This window comes from Cytobacillus kochii (assembly GCF_020171845.1).
In the GTDB taxonomy this organism is placed as follows: Bacteria; Bacillota; Bacilli; order Bacillales; family Cytobacillaceae; genus Cytobacillus; species Cytobacillus kochii.
In genome coordinates, this window is sequence record NZ_JAIVAM010000001.1 from 1 (window position 1) to 23,519 (window position 23,519).

Consider the following 23,519-nt stretch of genomic DNA (forward strand, 5'->3'; position numbering starts at 1 on the left):
CCCAAAGAAATGATTTGGAACTTGTGTTAAAAACGGTAGAGAAATGGACAAAGAAAAAAGACGTGGCTGGAGCCGTTCTCCATTCGGATCAAGGCTTCCAGTACACGTCAAAAATATACGGCAACCGATTAAAGGATTATGGCATCAAAGGCAGCCACTCTCTCAAAGGAAACTGCCTGGACAATGCCTGTATAGAATCATTCTTTTCACACCTCAAAACCGAGAAGCTGTATATAAGTAAGTGTAAGGGAGAAGAAGAACTAGAGCAAGCTCTTGAGGATTACATTTACCATTACAATTACAAACGAAGACAAAAGAAACTAAAGAAACGCGCGCCGATTGAATATCGACACGCGCTCACTGCTTAGCTTTTTATGTTGTCTACTTGACAGGGGCAAGACCACCTTCAGTAGCTTTTTTTGAAAAAAAGGGAAGGTGAGAAAACCATGAAAAAATGGCAATGGAAAGAATATAACTTGTCGATTCTTTTACCAGAAAATGAAACACCGCAACTGACGATTATTGTTCAAGATGGCTCTTATTTGTTTGAGTACTTCGAGCAACACCCGCTGAAGCATATTGCCTTTGTAGGTGTTGACCCGATAGATCGTAATAGGGAATACACTCCTTGGTATGCAAAAGTAGATGACTATGCCTATGAAGGTGAGGCAGATACATATTTAACGATGGTTAAAGATGAGCTGTTGCCTTTTTTACATAAAGAATTTCATCTATCAATAGAACCGAAGCATGTAGGCATCGCAGGAGCATCGTTCGGGGCGCTCGTCTCCCTTTACTCTTTATTAACAAGACCTGAGGATTTCGACTATTATTTCTTACTATCGGCTTCTCTATGGTACCCTGACTTTCTATCATTCTTGCAAAAACAACCAGCCATTACGGATGAGAAACATATCTTCTGGTACGTAGGTGAAAAAGAAGGAGACGAATATCCAAATATCCTTAGAGAAATGGTACCTAATACAATAGAAGCAACGAAAGCACTTGAGGAGAAGCTCGTTCATCCACATGCGACCTTCCAGTTTATCACTGACGCGGAAGGGATTCATCGCCACCCTTATTTTGAGAAGTATTTTCACGGGTTTGTTCTTGAGGTGGAGGATCGGTTTGAAGCAAACATCACTAGTCATGCGTAATGCATGGCTTTTTTATTTAAAATTGAGGAAGAAACCTCCTTTCGTATTGCGGTTGTTTTTATGTTACAATCTGACTAGCGATTTGCACGGATTTTAAGAGAAGAGGAAGAATGAAATGAAGCAAACATTACCTGTTAAGAAAAACGATTATATAGATGTTACTTTTGAAGATTTAACCCATGAAGGAGCGGGCGTGGCAAAGGTCGACGGTTATCCACTATTTGTCCCCAATGCCCTTCCAGGTGAAAAAGCACAAATTAAGGTGCTTAAAACAAGCAAAGGCTATGGCTTCGGCAAACTAATCGAAACCTACGAAGAAAGCCCTTATCGTGTCACGGCCCCATGCCCCATTTATAAGGAATGTGGCGGCTGCCAGCTCCAGCATTTAAGCTACGAGGGCCAGCTACTAGCCAAGCAAAAACAAGTCCGTGATGTGCTCACAAGAATAGGCAAGCTTGAAAACGTCACTGTTCATCCCACCATTGGCATGAGCGATCCGTGGCGTTACCGCAATAAATCCCAAGTACCAATAGGTGAACATGAAGGCGGGTTAATAGGTGGATTCTATCAACAACGCTCCCACCAAATCATTGATATGAAATCTTGCCTTATTCAGCAAGAAAAAAATGATGAGGTTATTCAAAAAGTGAAAGACATCTGCAATAAAAATGGCGTACGTGCCTACGATGAGCAGCGCCATAAAGGCGATCTTCGTCATATCATGGCCCGCTACGGTTTAGTTACGGGGGATGTCATGATTGTCCTTGTCACAAAAGCGAAGGATCTACCGAATAGAAAGAAAATTATCGCAGACATCACAGAGAATATTGCAGGTGTCAAATCCATCGTTCAAAACGTTAACCCTAAGAAAACAAATGTCATCATGGGCGACGAAACCCGTGTACTCTGGGGACAAGAAGTCATCTATGACTATATTGGCGATGTGCGCTTTGCCATCTCAGCAAGATCCTTCTACCAAGTCAACCCAGAACAAACAAAAGTCCTTTATGACAAAGCTCTAGAATACGCAGCACTCACAGGCAAAGAAGAAGTCATCGACGCCTACTGTGGCATCGGTACCATCTCACTCTTCCTTGCCCAAAAAGCCAAATCCGTCTTCGGCGTCGAAATCGTTCCCGAAGCCATTGAAGACGCCAAACGCAACGCCGAACTCAACAACATAACCAACGCAAACTTCGCCGTCGGAAAAGCAGAAGAAGTCATCCCAGCCTGGTACGAAAAAGGACACAAAGCAGACGTCCTCGTCGTCGACCCGCCAAGAAAAGGCTGTGACGAAGCACTCTTGCAAACCATCATTGACATGAAGCCGAAGAAGGTTGTTTATGTCTCATGTAATCCTGGCACATTGGCGCGTGATTTAAGGGTGCTTGAGGATGGTGGGTATCGGACTGTAGAGGTGCAGCCGGTGGATATGTTTCCGCAGACGACGCATGTGGAAGCAGTAGCTAAACTAACTTTGGTATTGTCTAATTAAAACTAACATCTCTCAATCAAAATAAACATTTCCGATTAAGACCCCGATTTCGTGAAAATAAACACTTCCGATTTCCGGGTCTTTTTCATGCTCATCCCTTGTCTTGTCTCGGTTTTCTCGTGTTTCCATTACGCAACATTCTCGGAGAACTTTATTTTAAAAAAGAAAAAAAGGTGAAAAAACAGGCGTATTATAGGGGAGAAATGGAGTGTTTTTGAATCAAAATTCCTTCAAAATGGGGGTTCAGTCGGAAAACTTTATTTTAACTGGAACGGTGGAATGCGGGTTTGAGGTGGGGATTTTCGGAAGAGTTTATTTTGGTTATACAGGTATTGTCTAACTAAAAAGAACATTTCCCAGTAAAAATAAACTATTTCTAATAAGACCTGGATTTCGGTAAAATAAACATTTCCGATTTCCGGGTCTTTTTTCTATTATCCCTTGTCCTTACTGTCTTTTCTCGATTCTCTCTTCCTTCTATTATCGGAGATCTTTATTTTAACTGAGGAAAAAAGGTGAAAAACAGGTGGAAAAGCAGGTGAAAAACAGCAATTTTGAACAGAAAAAGTGTGAAAACGGGGGATCGGTAGGAAATCTTTATTTTAACTCGAACGGTGGAATGCGGGTTTGAGAGGGGTGTTTTAGGAGGAGGTTATTTTGGTTGTACAGGTATTGTAATAAAATATTAAATTCTTCCCAGTAAAAATATACATTTCCGATTTCAAGTTCTGATTCAATATTATCCCGGTTTTCCTCATTAGGAACCCGGGATTTTTTCTGGTTTAATTCAATATAAAAATGTGGATATTATGCTTCTCGGCAATATCCTTAATTTCATATGTAAGTTTCCCATTCCTTGCTAGGCGCGATAGTTCCTTTGAGAGAATGACATCGAACTTATGCTGCTTTGCGTCCTCAATCAATTGTCGCAAGTTTCCCCGCTTTTTATCCTTCGTTCCTGATTCCGCATCAATATAAAAACGAAACAAATCCCATCCTTTCTCCACGATTATGTTGTAAAAGAACCGCTGTTGATTTTTAAGAGACGTTTTCTGTTATTCCTTATTAGTCGATACACGAATATATACTGCACATTTCATTCATCTCAACTCCTAATGTATTGTTGAGATGTAGTAGTGTTCATTTAAATACCAATATTGACCATTTTTTTATTAATACACAATTTTTCTATCCTCGCCTTATATGCTATTAAAGTCGCTAATTGTTCCTTTCTCATTCTTTTCCTCCAAGTGTCCTCCAGACATTTCATTTTTATTACCAATTTTAAAAACAACTTACTTGCGAAAATAGCTTTAATCTTATACTTCTGCATCAAATAGGTAATATTTCTCATACTTAATACAACCCGAAAAAGGGAAAAATATCGTCATCCTATCTAACAGGTGATGTCATGTATTCGAAATTGCTGAAAGTTATTGTCGACATAACAAAGAAAAAGAAGAAGAAAACAAAGCATTCGGTAAAGGATTTGGAACTATCCGTAAAGAATTTTTATTATAATCAGAAGGAATATGAAGAGGCGGGAGGGTACCGCTGTTTTTATGAAGCCCTTCTACAAATAGAGAAGGAGGGGTTGGTCCAACAGGTCAAATCATCCAGATTAAATAATCTTTACCCGGTGCTTCACGAACAATATTGGTTATTTGGCAGCAAACAAAAACTGAGATGGAACGACAGTATAATTTTCATGCTATTGGATGAACTAGATATAAAAAAGTACCGCTCATTGCCCTTTCTTCAAACAGAAGACAACTTATCTAAATTGTTAGCTCTCTATCGTTTTATGAAAACGAAAGATGGACATAACTGGATAAACAGAGAAGAGCGATCATTAATGCTTTTTGGTGATGAAAAATTTTTAGGCTCCAATAAGGGAAAATTATTTTTGAATCGCATCAACCTAGCTCCTCATGATTTAAAAATAGAAGAGAAACAGGATGAATTTGAATATTGGATATCTGCCGATATCGATAAGATGTCCAACGTTCGCGTGTTGATTACTGAGGGTAAAGCTACGTACCGCACTTTTAAAAAACAATTAGCAAAGGACGAATGGATTTTCAAGGGACGACCAGATTTGTTGATTTTTGGTCAAGGCAATGGGATTGTCTCTACCTTTCCATATATCGAGAGGTTGTTGCGAGGAAAGCATTCTACCATTAGCTACGCTGGAGATATTGACCCATCCGGCTTAAGTATTTATTACACTTTAGTCCACCGGTTTCCCGAATATCATATACTCTTAGCTGAAGATATCTATCACTTTATGATGATGAAACAACAATATTACCCCCAGCAAACCAATCAAGTCTTGGCGAGAGGGGCTGACCAATATTTCAAAACCCATTTTACTCATCTTTATAATCAAATCGAATCTCTTTTTACAGAGGGTTTACGAATACCGCAAGAAGTAATAAATTTTGATACTATCAAGGTCGGAGGTTAAATCGTGGCGGTAGATTACAATAATATTGAAAGTCGTGGAAAACGATTAAATCCCATATGGAGTTTAGGGACAGGGATGGAAGTCGGTGAATTGTCACCGTATATACGGCACATTTGTCTCGACATAATATTAGAGATTTTTAAACGTGAAGTACGAGCAGATGAGAGAAGGACGATACCCGAATTAGAGTATCTAACCAAACAAGTCCTGACAAAATATAATTTTCAAGCAAGCAAGGAAAGAAGTGAGCGTATCATTGAAGGGCTAATTTGGAGCGGGGACCCACGCTATTTGAATGCTTTTAAAACTCCTTATTTCAATGAAAAACAACAACAATGGGAAGAACATTCCTTTCGATTTTTAGAGGAGGAACTTGAAAGCAGCAACTTGGAAGAACAAATTTATATCTATAAACTCACAGAAGAATCATATGAGATTATCTTTATGAGTCATGAAATTCTAGATGAATTGGATATTGATATTCAATCCTGGGTGGCATTGCAATTAATAAAGAGCGGGAATTATCGGGATGCACTGGATAGATTACAGAGATTAATTATAAGGGTTCGAAAATTAATCAAAAAAGAAAACCGACTTTCCGTGGAAATTAAACGGAACCCTAAAATTATCAATAGCTACACCCGTTTCACCGGTCAAGACCATAAGAAAAATGTCGAAACTCAATTCACCGAAGAAAAAGAGCGGTATATGGAAATGGAACGGCTGTTAAGTAAAATCAATGATGCACCTGATTTAGAGGTGGAGGTCTCAACACTTATTGAGAAAGTAAATGAAACAAGAGAACTTCATGATATCCTTGCGCAACTGGTCATTGAAAATATTAAAACGGAAATCACAATTCGAAAAAATCATTTCCATCTGCTTTGGAAAAAACCTCGTATCTCCTTTAAAGAATCCATCTGGGAGGATTTAATCCTTCAAAAAGGTTTTGCAGACCCAGATGACATGTTTAAATTACTCTCCATGATATTTTCACCTAAGAAGCCATTGATTTACCCATTAGATTGGTCGATTGAACAAGATGTGACGATGCCTGCCATCGACATAGACGGCGATGACGATGATAATTCTTCGGATGACGACGATGAATTCACTATTCCCCCTACTGATTGGAAACCGTTGATGGAGCTATGGAAACCTGTTTTTTATGAATTGTTGAAAAAAGGCACCATCCATCTTCATTCCGTTCTTGAAGATGAAGAGAGCAAGAGCGTTTGGTTAAACAACAAGTATGCCATCGAGCTATGGAATCAATTTGTGAATAATTCGCTTTTCGTCACCAAGCAGGACCTTCTAAATTCTAGCGATCAGCGAGTTCGCCTTTTAAAAGAGCTCATACACGAGGATGAAACATTTGAAGAGTTATTAAACCAGTCCATTGTAACGGAATTCGTAGAAGGGAAACATGTTTCATTTACACTAGAAGACCGAAGGGGATTAATTATCACCGACTACCAACTGCATTTAAAGGAGGATACCAAAAATCATGCTTAACATGGAAAGTGTGGAAGTTGCCAATGAGATTTACCGTGCTTTATTGGATAAACGTGCCCTAAAGGATGAAGATGAATTGGTTTTTGATTATAAACAAAATGAATCGGCACGACTCATTCTTAAAAACCGCTGCAAAGTAGAAGGAACCGAGATACTACTTGGCAAGGAGTATCTTCATCTTGTTACCAAAGACGGTTCGTTATATTCCTCTGCCGTTTCACAAATGAAAGAAAAATACTATGTTATAGAAAATAAGAGGATGCTGCATTTAATCGGTTTACTACACTTTGTCTTTTTCTCCGAAGCTAGTACCGAAATTACCACTAATCAAATAGAATGGCTTCAAAATGGTGTTTCCTACTATAAACTTATCGAGCAAGCTGACAAAGTTTTCAAGCAGTTCTATGATACGCAGGTAAAAAGCAAGGGTGAGTTTTCCAAAAAATTCTCTATTGCTATTGATGCTATTTATCATTTGTGGAAAGACCTTGATATAGATTATCCTGTACGTCAGCGTGTGACCATGAATCGTAAAACGAAATTTGGATTGGTTCACACGGCTATGAAAATATTAGAAGATGACGGATTGGTTTTTATCAAAAGGTTCAAGAAAAGTGCCGAAGCGGTACCAACTCGTATTCTCAATGAGCGCTTAGACTTACAATTCAATAACAATGTGAAGTTTCATGAAATTAAAAACCTGATAAATCAGATTAAAGATGACGAGAGGAAAGATGAATAGATGGATTCCTTGATAAAGCAAATACGAATCGCAGGTCTGAAATATGCCAAGATGCAAAAGCAATATAAAAATACGTTGCTCCCTTTCCACCGTGATGAGGAACCGGTACATACGTTGATTACACTGATAAATATGGGCGGGAAAGGCGTGCTGCTACAAGCTATCTTTCAATTGTTAGACCCTCTCATTCGCTGGGGAAAAGAAGAGAAGATGGTGGACAGCTTCTTTTTTAATGAAAAGCGAAAATTTGTTCCTTATACCTTTCACGTACTCATCGAATGGCTGGTCGGTTGGGAACCCCATACGAAGATTATGACAGGAATCGCAATATCCGCCAAACCCAAGACTAGCAATAAAAGTGATGCCTCGCCCATTGAAACGGAATATCTCTTATATATTGTGGAGCAAAACGAACAGACTCCTTTTAATATCGCCTCTATTCCTGTATGGAATGAGGATACACAAACCTCGTTATCGATTGATGATTTAAAGAACTATTTAAAAAATCATGAAGACCATGTAAAAATTTTTAACCGAAATCAAAAGCGAGAGTATTTTGCCACTCTCAAAAACTACGGGATTGACCCGAATGAATGGCGTGTATTGAAGAGCATCAATAAAGATGAAGGAGATGTCTCTGCCTTTTTTGCTAGAGCTAATGATAACCACAGTCTCATGTCTAATCTCATCATCCCTACCCTTGATAAACAAATTGAGCCGGAATATAAGAAAAGCTATGTGGAATCCAAAAGCTTAGCGGAAACATTCAAGGATGTAGCGATAGCCAATCAAGAAATGCCAAAACTATTGGAACGCGAACTCACGTATAAAATTATCATGGACGAACTAACACCGGTGGCTGCCTATTTAAAAAAATGCGCCGAGTTAGAACAAAACCTACTTGAACATCGTAAAAATGGGTATACCATCAAGGAGTTTATGAAAGGTCAAGTTCAAATCAAAGTCGAAACAGATAAAGCGATTGCCCAAGAACTTGAGGATATCGAGAACCAACTACATGGGCTAAAGTGGGAATCGGCAAATCTTGGCTTTGCTAAGGCATTCCAAAAAGTCTCCGGCTTAGAGCAAGAAATTGAGTCACTATCAGCCAAGTATGAAAAAGTAACGGGTCTTCTAACAACGGAAGAAGGTTTATTTAATGAATACACCGTTAAATTACATTTATTCGAACTCACCAAATTACGCAAAAATCGGGTTAACAAACTCAATCAATATAACGAGTTGAAAAGTTTGCTAGTAATAGATGACTTAGAAAATGAAATGAAAACATTTAAAGAAAAACTTAAAAACAAGTGGGACTTTATTCAAGTGACGTGGTCTTCCATTAAGCAGCAACATCTTGATTATATGAAACAATGCGATGGAGAAATTGAAAAAGACAAGCTGTTACTTAAAAGCATCCAAAATTCTATCAAAGAGTTGGAGACTAAAATCATTCAAATCAACACACTTTTGGAAGTACATGCAAAGAAAAAAGAAGAACTTCAAGGTCGTTTCGGCGAAATGGGTACGGATGACCCTCAGTCTCTTCTGGATAATTTGAATGGAAAGAGACAAACACTACAAAAAAATTATGCAGACTTCACCAAAAAACAAAACAATTTGCAGACAGAAAAAAGTAGGCTTCTCTTTGAGAAAGGTGAAAGTTCTTCAATGGTTTCTTCCCTGAAGGAAAAAATCAAGGATTTAAACCGGGACATCCACTTAAAAAGCCAGAAGGAAACCACTTTAATTGAAATGATAACAGCTATCACCAATGAACGGGTCGAGGCGTATTCAAAAGAAGTCATGGGCACTTCCATGAAGGCATTAGAAAAATTATGTATGGTAACGGAAAATACCATTGATTCCAAATCAAAAGAACGATGGTCATTGGAGTCCCAATATGATTTACTAAAAGATTCGAATTATTGGATACCGAATAAAGATATCGTTGTGGTAAAAGAACAGATTTTTTCTCAAGGTATCGGCTGTGAGTTGGGCATGGAGATTTTATATCAAATGCTAGATACCCTAGGCGAAGAATTGACGAAAAAAGAAATCGAAAAACACCCTTTATTCCCGTATGGTGTAGTGGTTCATTCAGAGGATTTAGAGAACATTGACTTCTCGTTCCTTGAAAACCAATATTTTCAATCTTCTGTTCCCATCTTTGTTCGTGAGGATATGAGAAAACAGAGAGCCGACATGAAGCAGGAGCATGAGCGTCTCTATCCGTTCCAACAGGGAACATTTGTCGCCATTGATGGGGGGCTACATCAGGCTCTAGATTTGTATTCCTTCGGAGAGAAGAAAATCGAGTTGGATAAAAAAGCGGATGATTACGCCTATTTGGTAGACCAGCAAAAAGAGTATTTAGCACGTTTGAAGGAATTGATTAAGGAATGCAAATTATCGCTAAATGAACCGGACGCTCACCTTCTACTCTTAGCTCGGAATGGACTAACGGAGGACTTACAAGTATACAGCAGTTTGTTGCAAACAATTAGTGAGCGGTTGCCGGAAATAGAGTTGGAGACAAAAGAAAACGCGGCTCATTTAGAAGAATTCACGGATGACCTAGCTCTGGTAAAAGACGACATCAAAGTCGTCACTTCTTGGATAGAGGAAATGAAGAAAAATAAACTACTGATAAAAGATAAGACAGGAATCCACAACCAAATCAATCGTTTCAATGAGCAATTTGAGTCAAGGGAACGTGTGATTCGGAATAACGAGTCAAAAGCTGTAAGTTACCGTGAGGACTATAAAGAGTGGAAAAGGGAAGCCGAAGAACAATTCAAACTCCTGGTACATATTTTTCCTTGGGTAGAAAATCCGCTGCATAAAATCAGCGATTCCCCAATAGAGAAAAAAGATGTACAAGCTCCTATCTACTCAACAGAGGATATTGACTTGCTAAAAAATGAAATCTTTAAGTACAGCAGTTTAAATAATGAAATCGAAAAAAAGAATTTTGACCTACAAGCTATTTCTAACGATATTCGCCATTTAGATGAAAAGATTCTTGAGATTCAGACAAAACTTGATGAACTTGATAAAAGCTGGAGGAAATTAACCACTCCAAATGAATCGAAAAACGTAATAGTACAGTCCATTCGAACCCATAAAAAGAATGCGGCTGATTTTAAAGAAAGAGCTGATAACTTAAAAGAAGTTTTTACTAAGAAACAGGGTGCCAAAGAACTAGCCGATGAGTTTCTGAAAAGTGAAAAAACAACTGTCATTAAACTCAATCCGTCCAAGGAACCGGAAAATTGGTCCGAAATAGATTTGGAGGAAAAAGATAAAGAAATTAAACGAAATCGTCAACAGGTCCTTGCCTTGAAAATGAAAGCAGAAGATGCTCGAAAAATCAATCAGAGAGCCATACATACATTAAATACAAATATTACACAGCTAGAAGACATGGATTTAGAGAAGAACAGCATCAAGGAATTTAGTGACATCGATTGGCTACAGGGAATTAAGGAAAACTACCAGCAAAAAACTTCTTCTTGGACCAAGGAATTTACTTATCTGAATAAACAATTGCAGCAATCTGGAGCGGAGTTTAAAGTGAAGTACGATGAATATCGCAGAGCCATCGCCCAAACAAAGGATATGGATAGAGAAATAGTGTTGAGAGTAGATGCCTATTTCGAAGACATCAATACACAAGAGTATCTGCTACGGTACGAAGGGGTTAATAGCATACTTGATTCTTTTGAAGCCGAACTACAAAAAATTCGCGAGAATAAGAATGAAGGTCTCGCTGTATTAAAACAGTGGACAGATAGAGCTACCTTTCGAGTAAATCTTATCGTGAAAAAGATGAAACAGATGGTTCATAAGATGAAAATAAAAAACTATCAAGACCACTCTTTTCCGCTTGTTAAATATTCAAAAAATTATAAGTTCAATGAAAATTTGGAACAGTACAATAGTATCCTAACGGATTTCTTTATTAAAGTTTTGGATGAGATTCAGAATGACTATGAAGACATTAATGATGTTCCTATCTTTGACATTGAAAAACGAATTGAAGTCAGTACATTGGTTTTAAAAGTCTTAGGAAATCAATATCCTTCGCTATTTATTTACAATCCTGGTGGCAAAAATCACTTGCTATACGAGAAGCCGAAAGACTCTTATTACTCTGATTGGGAAACAATTATGAACGGGGATTATGCGGAAGCTTCCGGCAGCGGCGGTCAAAAGTTGATGACCCAGATGATTATCATGGCAATGCTGATGAAGAGCAATAAAAAAGGATGGTCTGTTTTAATATCGGACAATCCTTTCAGTAAAATGGTATCGGAACATGTCATTACACCAATTTTCGCCTTATGTGAATTGTTAAAAATACAATGGATTGTGGTATCTCCTCCTGAGCTGACATCGACATTTGAATTGACAAGAAGGTTCCCAGTCGTTCATCGTTTGTCCTTTACAAGAGATAAAGGGAAGGACTTTATACAAGACGATATTCAAATGAATACCCGTATCTATATAGATAAAGACAACATACTAAATAAAAAACGTGCAGTGTCAGAATAATTATCTAATTTAAATAATAATCTATCTTTAAGTAAACAGTGCTGTTCTTATGTTAAACAAGCGCTGTTTTTCTTGTGTTATTGTTCTAATATTTAGAGGTTTATGTTCTGTAATACTACGTTGGGTTTCATAAAATTGTTTTCCTAATCGGAATATTGATGAACCATGTTGAGAAATATAAATGAAATTTGTTTCTTTTGTAATGGTCAATGTTCATTCGTTATAAACAGGACCTTCTTTAGGAGGTCCTGTTATTTTTTTGGGGAGGAAATTTTTTATATTCAATTTGAAAAATTGATTTGACATTATCTTAAAGAATATTCATTAGAAAAATCTGAATAAGGAACAAATAACCAAATTCTAACAAATGTAGAATATTAATAATTGTTTTGTAAGTAATCCCCAGTATAATAAAAGGAGGATAAACAAAAAAGTGGGAGAGATAGCCATGTATCTATATCAACTGAACATATCAAATTTTAGAAAATATGGAATTAATCAAAGTGAAGATGGGACAGTTATTCCAGGACTCTGTTTAAATCTTAACCCAAAACTAAATCTTATTGTTGGTGAAAATGATGGTGGAAAAACAGCTATCATTGATGCGATAAAGATGGTCCTTAGTACGCAAAGCAACGATTTTATTAAGCCAGAAGTAGAAGACTTTTATCTTGAGGCTGGAAAAGAAGAAAAATTCCGGTGTAGTGAATTTAGAATTGAATGCATCTTTAAGGGATTAAGTGAAGCAGAAGCAAAAAACTTTTTGGAGTGGTTGAGCTTTGAAGAAACTGCTGGAGAAACCACATTTTATCTAAAGTTAACTTTTGCTGCAAAAAGGGAAGGTAAAAATATTTATTACGATATCAAAGCTGGTTCTCATGAAGAAGGCTCACAAATGGACGGAAAAGCGCGGGAACTATTGAGAACAACTTATCTTAAGCCACTAAGAGATTCAGAGAGAGAGTTAGGCTCCAGGAGAAACTCACGACTATCACATATTCTGTACAATCATGATGCATTTAGTAATGAAGAAAATCATCAATTAATTAAGATTATCCAAGATGCCAACAATTCAATTAGTAACTACTTCAAAGGGTTAGATGGGCATGGTAATGAGATTGCCGATGTAGAAGGTAAAAAGTTACTAGAAGAACTAAACAGCTATTTAAATAAATTTTCAAGGGAAGGTAATCTTCTTAAGACAAACTTTAATATTGCTGATACGAAATTAAAATCAATACTAGAGAAACTGAGTCTTCTGCTCCAAAATAATAAAGCTGGTTTGGGCTCTCAGAATTTACTTTTTATTGCAACGGAACTACTCTTGTTAAAAAGAGAGAATTTTAGTGGGTTAAAACTAGCTTTAATTGAGGAGATAGAAGCACATTTACATCCTCAATCCCAGTCGTTATTAATAGAATATTTAGAGTCTGTGTGCAACGAATCATCCATTCAAATGATACTAACCACACACAGTCCAAATCTTGCTTCAAAAGTGAATGTGGAAAATTTAATTATTTGTAAAAGCTCTGGTGTCTTTAACATGGGGTCCAAGTATACTAAATTAAGGGTGGGGGACTACTTATTTCTTCAAAGATTTTTAGATGTAACAAAATCCAACTTATTTTTTGCAAATGGAATTATTATGGTGGAAGGAGATGCTGAAAACATACTCATTCCAACTCTTTCTCAAATACTTGGAATCTCACTTTCAAAGTATGGGATTTCTGTAATCAATGTCGGTAGCACTGCGTTTTTGAGATACTCAAATATCTTCTTAAGAGAAAACGAAGCAGATAATATGGGTATCCCTGTAGCCTGTGTGACAGATTTGGATGTTAAACCTTCCATAAGTGGCTCAACTTATAAAATAGGAGACAGAGATAATGTTACCTATGAAGAGGCAAAAAATTACCACAAACAGAGAAAAGAAGGACTATATACAAAGGACGAAGTAAAGTGCTTTGTCTCGGACGCATGGACACTAGAATATTGTATTGCAGCAGGTGAATTTCAACATGAATTTTTTATAGCAATTAAGTTTGCAGAATACATCGAGAATAGTGAGAAATATGGACTTACCGTAGAGAAGAAGGTAGCGGGAATAGAGTTTGTGGAAGGTGAATTGTCAAAATGGAAACAGGAACAACGAACCGATGAAGCAATAGCTTTCGCTATCTATAATGACTATATACTCGACAAAAAAATTTCAAAAGCAATTGTAGCTCAATGCTTTGCCGATATTCTTTCTAGTCTTGACCCAACTGAAACTAAATATAGAATAAAAAAGGATGAGAACTTATCTTACCTTGTATATGCAATTAAGTTTGCTGCGAAATTAGGTGAAGAAGTATGATTTCGATTTCAACAGAGGATATCATGAAGGGAGAATCCATCTTTTTACCCAATGGAGATACGTTTAGTGAAGAAAAACGGAGCATATTATGTTGCTTAGAGACTAAAGATATTGTGGCATGCCCAGGAAGTGGTAAAACAACTACTCTATTAACGAAGTTGTCTATAATTGGAGACCATTTGCATGAACTGAATAATAAAGGTATCTGTGTACTAACGCATACAAACATCGCTATTGATGAAATAAGGGAAAGATTGAATGCCGATAGTAAGAAGTTGTTTGATTATCCAAACTACTTTGGCACAATACAATCATTTATAAATCAGTATTTAGCTCTTCCCTTCTTTAGAAATCAATACAATAAAAACGTGGTATCTATTGATGACGAAAAATATTTTGATGAAGTTAAAAAGCGATATTATACATTGGAATACGGAGTAAGATATGGGCTAATAAAAACATTTAAAACTCAGGAAAATGTATTTAAGTATTTAAATGATATTCATTTCCATTCGGAGAATGATACATTAGTTAATGGAATGGGAAAACCTTTATATAAGTCAGAAGGAAAAATATCAATTGCTTTAATGGAAATGAAAAAGGGTATTATTGAAGATGGAATATTAAGTTATCATGACGCTTATTATTTGGCGCTAAAATATATGGACAAATGTGAAAGCCAGCTAAGAAGTTTTTTTTCTGAACGATTTGCTTTTGTTTTTATTGATGAAATGCAGGATACTTCGCCATTACAGCTTAACATTCTCAATCGAGTGTTTGATAAAGGGAAATTAATAATGCAAAGGTTTGGGGACCCGAATCAGGCAATCTATGGAGATTCTGAAGAAATGGCTTGGGACATTGGACAAGACCCCTTAAAAATTACGAATAGTAACAGAAATTCTCCTGTAATTAGTAAGTTGATTGCTCCTTTTGAACTTTTGGAGTCTGGAATGAATGGAAATGACCACCTAGCAGTTATATCTCCTAAGATTATTGTATATGATACAGAAAATATTAATGAAGTTTTGCCGCGATTTGCTAAATTAATAATCTCAAATCGTTTACACAACATAGGAAACAATAAATTTAAAGCTGTGGGAAGAATAGGTAAAGATAATGGGGATGAGAGAATAAAAATCCCAAGCTATTTTCAAGAATACATTCAAAAAAGAAGCGCAGTAGGACCAAAGTTTGTTTCGGATTATTTAAACAAACATTTTATTGACCCGCATAGTGATTCTGATGTAAAAACATATCGAAATGCTATTTTAGCAGCATTGTTACGCATGGTTTCTATCCTAGGTATTAGAACCGACAGAGGAATATACTATTCAAAAAAATCCTTTTTAACCAAAGTTAAAGAACATGACCCAATGTTATATGATACTATTCAAGGTGAATTAATGAAGTGGTGTTTAAAGGTAAGAAGAGAGGAAGATGTAAGAGAGGAATTCATCGAGTTTAGTAAGGGAATAATTACACTTTTGTTTGGTAATCAACCCTTTGAAAAATTGAAATCTTTTTTTGAAGGTACCCAATTCGAATTAGAGGTAAGTCAATCGTCATTAAATATATTCTCATATACTTGTGATGAGGGGATAACTATTAATATTGATATTGATACAATTGCTGGTGTAAAAGGTGAAACACATACCGCAACTCTCTTTTTAGAAACTTTTCACTATAATTATGATGTAGGTAGTCTAATTAATTCATTTAAAGGCTACAAAAAAGAAAAAAGAGGAAAAAGGGAGCAAGTTGCTTTAAAAAATGCCTATGTTGCCATGTCTAGACCATCACATTTGCTTTGTGTTGCTGCTCAAAGGTCATCTATAGAAGGGCATGAAGAAGAGTTGAAAAAAGTGGGATGGGAAATCGTAGAGGTAATATCGCCGACAATAAAAGAGGTAAGCACTAATTAAAATTCTAAAAGTCAGCTACTGCCTTTATTTATTAGTAGGTAGCTTAAAAATGTTTAAAAAGGGGTGCGTTCCTGTTAAGAACAAGATACTAAGGACCACCCACTTTTTTTCTCATTTACCTTCGTACTGAAATGAAATTTTGTAGAACCTCTCATAATTCATTTGCAGTCATACTCAATAAACAAATCCCAGTCGTTTTGATACTTGTATGATACAACTTTACTTGAACTTCCTTTAATCCCATACCAGATTTAAGGCACATAGTTGCATGAGTATGTCTAAGATTGTAGAAAAAACTTCTTTTACTAACCTAAAAACGGATAAAAAATGATTTTAAAAAAAGTCCTTCTCAATTGATTGGGGACTTCAACTAAAGCTCCCATTAATTTAAAGTGTGTAATCAATTACAATATCCAGGTGATTCGTCCCTCATCCAACCAATGATACTGTCAGCTATTCCAAATGCTGCTACCCTAACTGAAGAACCAGCAATTAGACCAGCTACTGCCCATACTACTTTTGAGGTCTTTTTCAGTTCATTTCCTTGATTTCTAATAGAGATTTCCTCATTTAAATTCTCTTATTTTTTTACAATACAAGGTAGTTTCCATTTTTAACTTACCATTTTTGAACCATAAGAAAAGGACAATACCACTGATTGTCCTACATTGAGTATGAAAAATCTAATTACCTACATATGGATGGATATGCGCTAGCATACTTTCCTTTAACCATTTTCCTTGCTTATGATTATCCATTGTAATAGCAACCCAACAAGTATCCCTGGTATCACACTAATCAATGGTAGCCATATAGGTGCTATATGTAAATCAAACAAAGTTATCTTCGTAGAAAAAATGGTTCCTACGGTCATAAAATACCCTGAAAACAAAAACAGGAAAGATGAATACGGCTTTTCACCACCGCCTGCATCTTTATAGGCATCCCATATTGCAAAGAAATATAAACAAGGAAAAAATAAAATCCACTTGTGGTTAGTTAGTTGAATTGCCCTTTCAACATTACCTTGTAAGCTAGATAGGATAATTAGATTTAGGTTCCCTTTTACAATAATTAAAACAATTAAAGGTATGAGTACAATGCCTTTAAGGTATTTACCATTTAATATTTGCCCAAAACCAGGAAATATAATGCTCCAAAGTAATACTTCGATTGTTTTCACGCCATTTATTTGTTTCCACTTTTCTTTATTATATTTGTACGATTTATTGCCGTTGGTACTTCTTCCATCCATCCATTTTTTATCATGATATTTGCGCCATCATTAGCATATTTTACAATTTCAGCTGAGAGCCGATTGTAATTCAACACTAGATCGCTTCGTTGACTAACTGATGCGGCAACACCATAATTACCTATACCACCTGCTACCAGCATATTAAAATGAAACATCATTAGCTTATCTGAAAAAACTGGAACTGTAGATTCTAACGTAGCAGCATCCCATGTCATTGGTACTTGAATATCACTTTCAATTAAACAATCACCAAAAACTTTTATGTGTTTTTTAGCTATTTCTTTTCCTCTATTCATATAGTCTCTTACTTTTTGTGATTCTGCTGTTTGCCCGAAACCTATAGAAAGCATTACACCAATAACATTCGTCTGAATATTCGAGAATAATTGGGAAATTTCTATTACGTTCAGTGGTCTTTTCTTCCCAATAAACGATATACCGTCAAAATAGTTTTTATCATCAATAAAATTGACTTTATTAGGAATAGGTATATGTGGAGGCCGAATTAATAATCCTTTATTGAGTAAGCTATCAATGACTTGATCATAAAGTTTGGAGGTCTCTTCATGACAAGAACTAAAGAAAGCCCGTATATCTTTTCTAGTTGACATACCTTTCATCAAACTATACTGCGCCATTCCTGCCTTACCAAGGTTTTGTAAATAACTTAGAAAGAAGATATCATCAAATAAACGAGGTGCTTGCAGGTTAACATCTTGTTCTGTAAACCCAACGGGGATTGGGATTTCTTCTTGTGTGAATATACTTTTTATATTGTCCAAACTTTGAAGAGATATGTCATAGGCTATTTGAATATACGGTTCTATATCTGGGTCTTGAACTTGCACTAGAAAGTAATTTAAAACATGTTCTGTCATACTATTTTGTAAGTAAGTTGACCAAAGAGAACCAAGTTCTGATGAGGTTAAGGGTATATAACTTGTTTTACTCAATATGATATCCTCCCAAATGTAACAAATTTAAACATAGTATTTGATCGATAAAAAAAACTATTAATGGTAAATAATGAGATAAATAACACCACTACCTGAAGGTTTTCATCAATGTTTTTAATGCCATACTAAAATAGTGGAGTATTCTATACAAAAGTGGGAAGACAAGAAAAAAAGCGAAAACCTACTCGAGAAATATAAAGTCAAGCAGTTCATCGAGATTATAAAAGATGCTACAACAATCACAAAGTTTAATTTATTCTTTAAACTAGTCGACAAGATAAAAGAATGAGTTTGCCGGTTGGGGTTATTTATCTTGACCGGCTTTTCTTTTTTGATTCTTATTACGTATAGAATATCATGAGAACCCTCGGGCTTATTCAGCAGTTACTACTCAACGAACAGTGTGGTCATCATTCTTGTGGTTAACTAGTTAAATTTCGCTTAGCTATATGATAGGCAAAGCATATGATATCATAGACCTATACTTAAATTTAGGTTTAGGTTGTTCTAGCTTAATCCGTGAGTGCAGAAAACCTAAGACACTTAAAATTAAAATAGTTAAGCCGTTGTCTATTCAATTCAAATGATTCGATTTAGCAAAGGCATTTAAGTTTAGACGTGGAATTATTTATGATATAGATTAAGGATTGATTAATGAAGCAAGTGCCATCACCTGAATTAATTAATTATACATACAAAATATTTTGTACCAACGATACAATTTGAATAGATGGAAGAGTTAAGTAAATTGAATTCTATAACTATAAATTAAGAAATAGAGGAGTGGGACAATATGCAATATGATGCAAAGAATTCGGAAGAATATCTAGAATTGCTTGAAGACGATTGGAGAAAAGAGAAATTGCTTGCGGTTCGACAAATGATTTTTGCTTATGCACCCGAATTTGATGAGGTGATTCGCTATAAAATGTTGAATTATGGTAAAGATGATACCTATGTGTTTGCATTAAATGCGCAAAAACATTATGTCAGTCTCTATGTGGGTACAATAGATAAGGTAGAAAATGCAGAGACCCTATTAGCTGGTTATAATTACGGAAAAGGCTGCATTCGTATCAAAAAAACGATAAAGATGGAAGATACGGGATTGGAACAATTTATTCATAAAACCGTTGATATGTGGCGCGCCGGTGAAAATACGGATTGTTAAGCTTGAGAGATAAGAAGGTCACAATCCCGTTGTGATCATATATGTAGGTGTCTGACCGTGTTAAACATAAATGCCAAAAAACGCTTCAGAATTCCTCTGAAGTGAATTTAATGTAATCATATGTGGAGGAAAACGATGACTTATGAAGAAATGATGCAAAAGCTTGAAGAATTAGGCAGTGATCAAACAAAGAGAATCTTCTTGAACCACGGAGTAAAGGAACCTTATTTTGGTGTGAAAATTGGAGATTTAAAAAAGCTTGTTAAGTATGTAAAGAAGGATCATGAGTTAGCATTACAACTATATCATTCTGGAAATCATGATGCGATGTATTTGGCAGGTCTATCCGTTAATCCAAAATTAATGGCAAAAGAAGACTTACAAGAATGGGCTAAGAAAGCTTATTGGTATATGGTCGCTGAATATACCGTTGCGCAGGTAGCAGCTGAAAGTGAGTATGCCCTTGAATTGGCTAATGAATGGATGAGCTCAGAGCAAGAGATGATCGCAGTTGTTGGATGGAGTACATATGCGAATTATTTATCAATTACTCCTGATGAGGAGCTAGACATAGGGGAAATTAGGACATTGTTGTACAGAGTGAAAGATTCTGTACATGAGGAACGCAATCGAGTTCGTTATGTTATGAATTCCTTTGTTATTTCCGTCGGCTCCTATGTACCTGAATTAACGGAAGAAGCGAAACAGGTAGCTGATTTTATTGGAAAAGTACATGTGGATGTAGGAAATACTGCTTGTAAGGTACCGCTCGCAAAAGACTATATAAAAAAAGTAGAGGATAAAGATCGAATTGGAATAAAGCGGAAGACATGTATTTGTTAATATAATAAAGTATAGTCCTGCTCATTACCCATGTGTGTTTGAGGTCGAAAAATAAACATAAAAGTGGAAAATTATCATTGAATAGTTTGACATTCCTCCACAACCGGGTGCTTTCTTGCAGCAAGAAATTCACTCTTTTTATAAATGGAAGTATTTAATTGAATATAAGGAGATTTTATGAAAGTCCGAAAAGAAACCGTTTGGAAATGAATGTGATCAATTTTATGATAACAATGAGAAAGGGTATTAAAAATGAAGGAGGAATAGGTCATGAATGTTTCATTCCATATTGAAATTCAAAATCTTTATCAAAAACTAATAGATGCTTGGAACAATCGTGATGCTAAGGGAATGGCTGTACTCTTTGAAGAACAGGGAGTCCAAATTGGTTTTGATGGAAGTAAGGTAATAGGGTCAGAAGAGATTTTATCGCACCTTACACCCATATTTGAAGGTCATCCTACTGCTCCTTTTGTTACTAAAGTTAAAGATACACGGCTTTTAGGTACTGATGTAGCAATTTTACACGCTATTGCAGGTATGATTTCACCTGAAACATCAGATATTAACCCATCAGTAAATGCTCATCAAACGCTAGTTGCCGTGAAGAAAGATCATGAATGGCAAATTGAACTTTTTCAAAATACCCCGGCTCAGTTTCATGGCAAACCAGAGTTAGTGGAGGAAATGACAGAAGAGTTAAGGCAATTACTTCATAACTGAAGTCGTAGCCTTGTTCAGCAAAAGGGCGCTTTCTGCAACAATGGAGGCGCCTATTTTCATTTAAGTGAGAAATAACAACTAGAATACATTAGGTATTAGGATAAAAATATGGTGGTAAACCGCATAATAAAATGCGCATTAAACAAGAAGCGATGGCAGTGGTAATCTAGGTTAAAAAGGTCAATTGTTAGAAGTAGTGGATAATCAATAAATCAGAAGAGAATATTTCATCACCAGTTATTCAAGAACAGAAAATCGGTAGAAATGATTCTTGTCCATGTGGTAGTGAGGGGAAATATATAGTTATGGGTGAAGAACTGCATCGATGTAATGTTTCTGTTATTAGGATTATAAACGGTAGATTTGAATGGACTTGTAAAGGTTTAAAAAGCATGGATTTTCCGGTCAAAATGTCCATGCTTTTGCAATCTATCTTATTTAAGTTGATTAATGCTACTTGTCTTCACGTAGTAAGTAGTTGTTCCCGTCTTGGTCTTTAAAAGAGAACATTGTACCAAAAGGAAGTCTTTGCATTTCATCTACTTCTACTCCATTTTGGTTCATTTTTTCGTAAGCTGATTCTATATCAGTTGTGCTGAAAAGGATAGAAGGGTGAGAAACAGCTGAAGGGTTTTGTTGTTCCATTGCTGACTTGGAGTAAAGAACAAGTGTTGTAAATTCGTCTTTACTTGGACCGACTTCTATCCAAGACATGTTTGGTCCCATAGCTTGTTCAAATTTTAAGACAAAACCAACTTTGTTTATCCAGAAGTCTTTCGCTAGTTCTTGGTCTTTTACATAAACAGTTACCTTACCAATTTTGTTAATCATAGAAAACTCCTTTTTTATTTATTACTTTAATCCCAGTAATTTTATCATTTAATTTTAGCAATACAAATTTTTTTCATTTCCTTTTATGCTGTTCCAATTCATATGATATGTTGTATTAGGATAAAGCCTATAGAAACATTAAATATCACATATTGTCTCCATGATTGTCTTTAGCTAGAAGGTATTATTGATGAAAAATAGAAATATTATGTAATCTATTAAAAGGGGGAGACACGATGAAACTAGGAGCATTTTCTATTAGTTTAAATGTAAAAGATATTCATCGATCAAAAGCATTTTACGAGGATCTAGGATTTAAAACGCTAGGAGGGGACATTAATCAAAATTGGCTTATATTGAAGAATGAACAAACGGTCATAGGTCTCTTTCAAGGAATGTTTGAAAAAAATGCGCTTACATTTAATCCAGGGTGGGATAATAACGCTGAAAATCTAGAAGATTTTACAGATGTTCGAGAACTCCAAAAAGAATTGAAAGAAAAAGGAGTAAAATTAATACAGGAAGCCGATGAATCAACAGAAGGACCGGCATTTATTACTCTGGAAGATCCAGACGGCAATCCAATCTTAATTGATCAACATCGATAAGGTGGAACTCATCTGAAAAAAATCACACCGAAAAATAGAAAGAAAAGGTGCGATGAAAAATACCTTTTCTTTCTGGTGAGATTAGTCTATTTCGCATTTGCATCTGGTTGATGAATGCCGAAAATATTTCCTTCTGTATCCTTATAGTACCCCTGCCAAGCCATGCCAGGGAGAGCATATTTGGGCAATGCTACTACACCACCATTATTAAGTATTTTTCCTTCAATCGCATGGTAATTTTCTACTCCTATTGTACAGGCATAACCATTTAATGGCTGATTTGATTCAGGAGGAGGACTTTGACGTTGCATTAAAGCACCGTCAATTCCAGGCTCATCCTCATCGCCAGTTACTGCCCCAAAATAAGGCATACCTGCAAATTCGCTCCAATCTTCAAATGTCCAGCCAAATACTTCGCCATAAAACTTTCTAGCGCGGTCCATGTCATCTACATGAATTTCGAAATGTACTAATCTACTCATGATTACCTCCTAATTTTTCTTAAAAAAATGAATCCCTCATGTATGTAATTTCTACTAATTTGTAGGGCGCTCCTTCTCAATATGGAATTTAATTTATCTTTTATACATTAATGCCAAGCACTAGGAAGGTACCTTTTATTAAAGAGAGTCACTTGCTACACAGCAGGCGATTATTGTGCAGCAAAAAACTTCAATGTTAGGTGAAAGAATATAAAGGAGGGAAAAACAATGAATCATTCGTCGTTTGTTATAAGAAAAGCGGTTCTTGAGGATGCCATGGGCTTATGAAATTGTTATCTCAAATCTGGATTCGGAAGAAGTTACATTTGTTGAAGAATTAATATGAAAGAGTGGTTTATTGACCATGCTCCAAATTATAAACATTCGTTTGCTAAATCCAAGGATACAAGAAGCAGTGAACGATGCTCTT

18 protein-coding genes and 1 pseudogene are annotated in these 23,519 nt (G+C 35.9%); 14 read left to right on the top strand and 5 right to left on the bottom strand.

Annotation, left to right across the window (positions count from 1 at the left end):
- From LCM23_RS00005 to LCM23_RS25770, 4 genes are all read left to right on the top strand, one after another.
- Nucleotides 1-368: IS3 family transposase (locus tag LCM23_RS00005; RefSeq protein WP_224934383.1), on the top strand; the 368-nt coding region annotated here is incomplete at its 5' end.
- A 78-nt stretch (nt 369-446) separates the two neighbouring features.
- A complete protein-coding gene (locus LCM23_RS00010; protein ID WP_224934385.1) occupies nt 447-1,157 on the top strand; it encodes an alpha/beta hydrolase in 711 nt (236 codons plus the stop codon).
- A 115-nt stretch (nt 1,158-1,272) separates the two neighbouring features.
- Entirely contained in the window at nt 1,273-2,652 is a 1,380-nt protein-coding gene (rlmD, locus tag LCM23_RS00015; protein ID WP_224934387.1) for a 23S rRNA (uracil(1939)-C(5))-methyltransferase RlmD, read from the top strand.
- A 208-nt stretch (nt 2,653-2,860) separates the two neighbouring features.
- A complete protein-coding gene (locus LCM23_RS25770; RefSeq protein WP_263624066.1) occupies nt 2,861-2,992 on the top strand; it encodes a hypothetical protein in 132 nt (43 codons plus the stop codon).
- Nucleotides 2,993-3,434: 442 nt separating this feature from the next.
- On the opposite strand, the pseudogene LCM23_RS00020 reads toward LCM23_RS25770, so the two are convergent.
- Nucleotides 3,435-3,695: pseudogene (locus LCM23_RS00020) on the bottom strand (recombinase family protein); the annotation flags it as partial.
- 368 nt (nt 3,696-4,063) lie between these two features.
- On the opposite strand from LCM23_RS00020, the gene LCM23_RS00025 reads away from it, so the two are divergent.
- The 6 genes from LCM23_RS00025 (at nt 4,064) to LCM23_RS00050 (ending at nt 16,217) form a co-directional block, all read left to right on the top strand.
- Complete coding sequence (locus LCM23_RS00025; RefSeq protein WP_224934389.1) at nt 4,064-5,119, top strand: Wadjet anti-phage system protein JetD domain-containing protein; 1,056 nt, start codon at nt 4,064-4,066, stop codon at nt 5,117-5,119.
- A gap of 3 nt (nt 5,120-5,122) precedes the next feature.
- A complete protein-coding gene (locus tag LCM23_RS00030; RefSeq protein ID WP_224934391.1) occupies nt 5,123-6,634 on the top strand; it encodes a hypothetical protein in 1,512 nt (503 codons plus the stop codon).
- Complete coding sequence (locus LCM23_RS00035) at nt 6,627-7,376, top strand: DUF6063 family protein (RefSeq protein ID WP_224934393.1); 750 nt, start codon at nt 6,627-6,629, stop codon at nt 7,374-7,376. The genes LCM23_RS00030 and LCM23_RS00035 overlap by 8 nt, the downstream gene beginning before the upstream one ends.
- Before the next feature lie 213 nt (nt 7,377-7,589).
- Nucleotides 7,590-11,936, top strand: a complete 4,347-nt coding sequence (locus LCM23_RS00040; protein WP_224934395.1) for a coiled-coil domain-containing protein — start codon at nt 7,590-7,592, stop codon at nt 11,934-11,936.
- Nucleotides 11,937-12,369: 433 nt separating this feature from the next.
- Entirely contained in the window at nt 12,370-14,292 is a 1,923-nt protein-coding gene (locus LCM23_RS00045) for an ATP-dependent nuclease (protein ID WP_224934397.1), read from the top strand.
- Complete coding sequence (locus LCM23_RS00050; RefSeq protein WP_224934399.1) at nt 14,289-16,217, top strand: UvrD-helicase domain-containing protein; 1,929 nt, start codon at nt 14,289-14,291, stop codon at nt 16,215-16,217. Before LCM23_RS00045 ends, LCM23_RS00050 begins: the two co-directional genes overlap by 4 nt.
- Nucleotides 16,218-16,944: 727 nt before the next feature.
- Here the strand turns inward: LCM23_RS00050 and LCM23_RS00055 are convergent.
- A complete protein-coding gene (locus LCM23_RS00055; protein ID WP_224934401.1) occupies nt 16,945-17,472 on the bottom strand; it encodes a hypothetical protein in 528 nt (175 codons plus the stop codon).
- Nucleotides 17,406-18,428: a DUF3231 family protein gene (locus tag LCM23_RS00060; protein WP_224934403.1), complete on the bottom strand. Its 1,023-nt coding sequence runs from the start codon at nt 18,426-18,428 to the stop codon at nt 17,406-17,408. Before LCM23_RS00060 ends, LCM23_RS00055 begins: the two co-directional genes overlap by 67 nt.
- 796 nt (nt 18,429-19,224) lie before the next feature.
- Between LCM23_RS00060 and LCM23_RS00065 the strand changes: the two genes are divergently transcribed.
- From LCM23_RS00065 to LCM23_RS00075, 3 genes are all read left to right on the top strand, one after another.
- Nucleotides 19,225-19,602: an iron chaperone gene (locus LCM23_RS00065; RefSeq protein ID WP_224934405.1), complete on the top strand. Its 378-nt coding sequence runs from the start codon at nt 19,225-19,227 to the stop codon at nt 19,600-19,602.
- 135 nt (nt 19,603-19,737) lie between these two features.
- On the top strand, nt 19,738-20,445 hold the full coding sequence (locus tag LCM23_RS00070) for a DNA alkylation repair protein (RefSeq protein ID WP_224934407.1): 708 nt from the start codon (nt 19,738-19,740) through the stop codon (nt 20,443-20,445).
- Nucleotides 20,446-20,715: 270 nt separating this feature from the next.
- On the top strand, nt 20,716-21,168 hold the full coding sequence (locus tag LCM23_RS00075) for an SgcJ/EcaC family oxidoreductase (RefSeq protein WP_224934409.1): 453 nt from the start codon (nt 20,716-20,718) through the stop codon (nt 21,166-21,168).
- A gap of 453 nt (nt 21,169-21,621) precedes the next feature.
- Here the strand turns inward: LCM23_RS00075 and LCM23_RS00080 are convergent, their stop codons facing one another.
- Nucleotides 21,622-21,999: a VOC family protein gene (locus tag LCM23_RS00080; RefSeq protein ID WP_224934411.1), complete on the bottom strand. Its 378-nt coding sequence runs from the start codon at nt 21,997-21,999 to the stop codon at nt 21,622-21,624.
- A 236-nt stretch (nt 22,000-22,235) separates the two neighbouring features.
- Between LCM23_RS00080 and LCM23_RS00085 the strand changes: the two genes are divergently transcribed.
- On the top strand, nt 22,236-22,607 hold the full coding sequence (locus tag LCM23_RS00085) for a VOC family protein (protein WP_224934413.1): 372 nt from the start codon (nt 22,236-22,238) through the stop codon (nt 22,605-22,607).
- A gap of 86 nt (nt 22,608-22,693) precedes the next feature.
- Here LCM23_RS00085 and LCM23_RS00090 read toward each other — a convergent pair whose 3' ends face one another.
- The gene (locus tag LCM23_RS00090; RefSeq protein WP_224934415.1) at nt 22,694-23,089 is read right to left on the bottom strand and encodes a VOC family protein; all 396 of its coding nucleotides are present in this window, start codon (nt 23,087-23,089) and stop codon (nt 22,694-22,696) included.
- Between the last annotated feature and the right edge of the window lie 430 nt (nt 23,090-23,519).

Excerpts from the sequence above, each read along its gene's own strand:
- LCM23_RS00010 (WP_224934385.1), top strand. The coding sequence starts at position 447 with ATGAAAAAATGGCAATGGAAAGAATATAACTTGTCGATTCTTTTACCA.
- rlmD (WP_224934387.1), top strand. The coding sequence starts at position 1,273 with ATGAAGCAAACATTACCTGTTAAGAAAAACGATTATATAGATGTTACT.
- LCM23_RS00025 (WP_224934389.1), top strand. The coding sequence starts at position 4,064 with ATGTATTCGAAATTGCTGAAAGTTATTGTCGACATAACAAAGAAAAAG.
- LCM23_RS00035 (WP_224934393.1), top strand. The coding sequence starts at position 6,627 with ATGCTTAACATGGAAAGTGTGGAAGTTGCCAATGAGATTTACCGTGCT.
- LCM23_RS00050 (WP_224934399.1), top strand. The coding sequence starts at position 14,289 with ATGATTTCGATTTCAACAGAGGATATCATGAAGGGAGAATCCATCTTT.
- LCM23_RS00055 (WP_224934401.1), bottom strand. The coding sequence starts at position 17,472 with ATGGATGGAAGAAGTACCAACGGCAATAAATCGTACAAATATAATAAA.
- LCM23_RS00065 (WP_224934405.1), top strand. The coding sequence starts at position 19,225 with ATGCAATATGATGCAAAGAATTCGGAAGAATATCTAGAATTGCTTGAA.
- LCM23_RS00070 (WP_224934407.1), top strand. The coding sequence starts at position 19,738 with ATGACTTATGAAGAAATGATGCAAAAGCTTGAAGAATTAGGCAGTGAT.
- LCM23_RS00075 (WP_224934409.1), top strand. The coding sequence starts at position 20,716 with ATGAATGTTTCATTCCATATTGAAATTCAAAATCTTTATCAAAAACTA.
- LCM23_RS00080 (WP_224934411.1), bottom strand. The coding sequence starts at position 21,999 with ATGATTAACAAAATTGGTAAGGTAACTGTTTATGTAAAAGACCAAGAA.
- LCM23_RS00085 (WP_224934413.1), top strand. The coding sequence starts at position 22,236 with ATGAAACTAGGAGCATTTTCTATTAGTTTAAATGTAAAAGATATTCAT.
- LCM23_RS00090 (WP_224934415.1), bottom strand. The coding sequence starts at position 23,089 with ATGAGTAGATTAGTACATTTCGAAATTCATGTAGATGACATGGACCGC.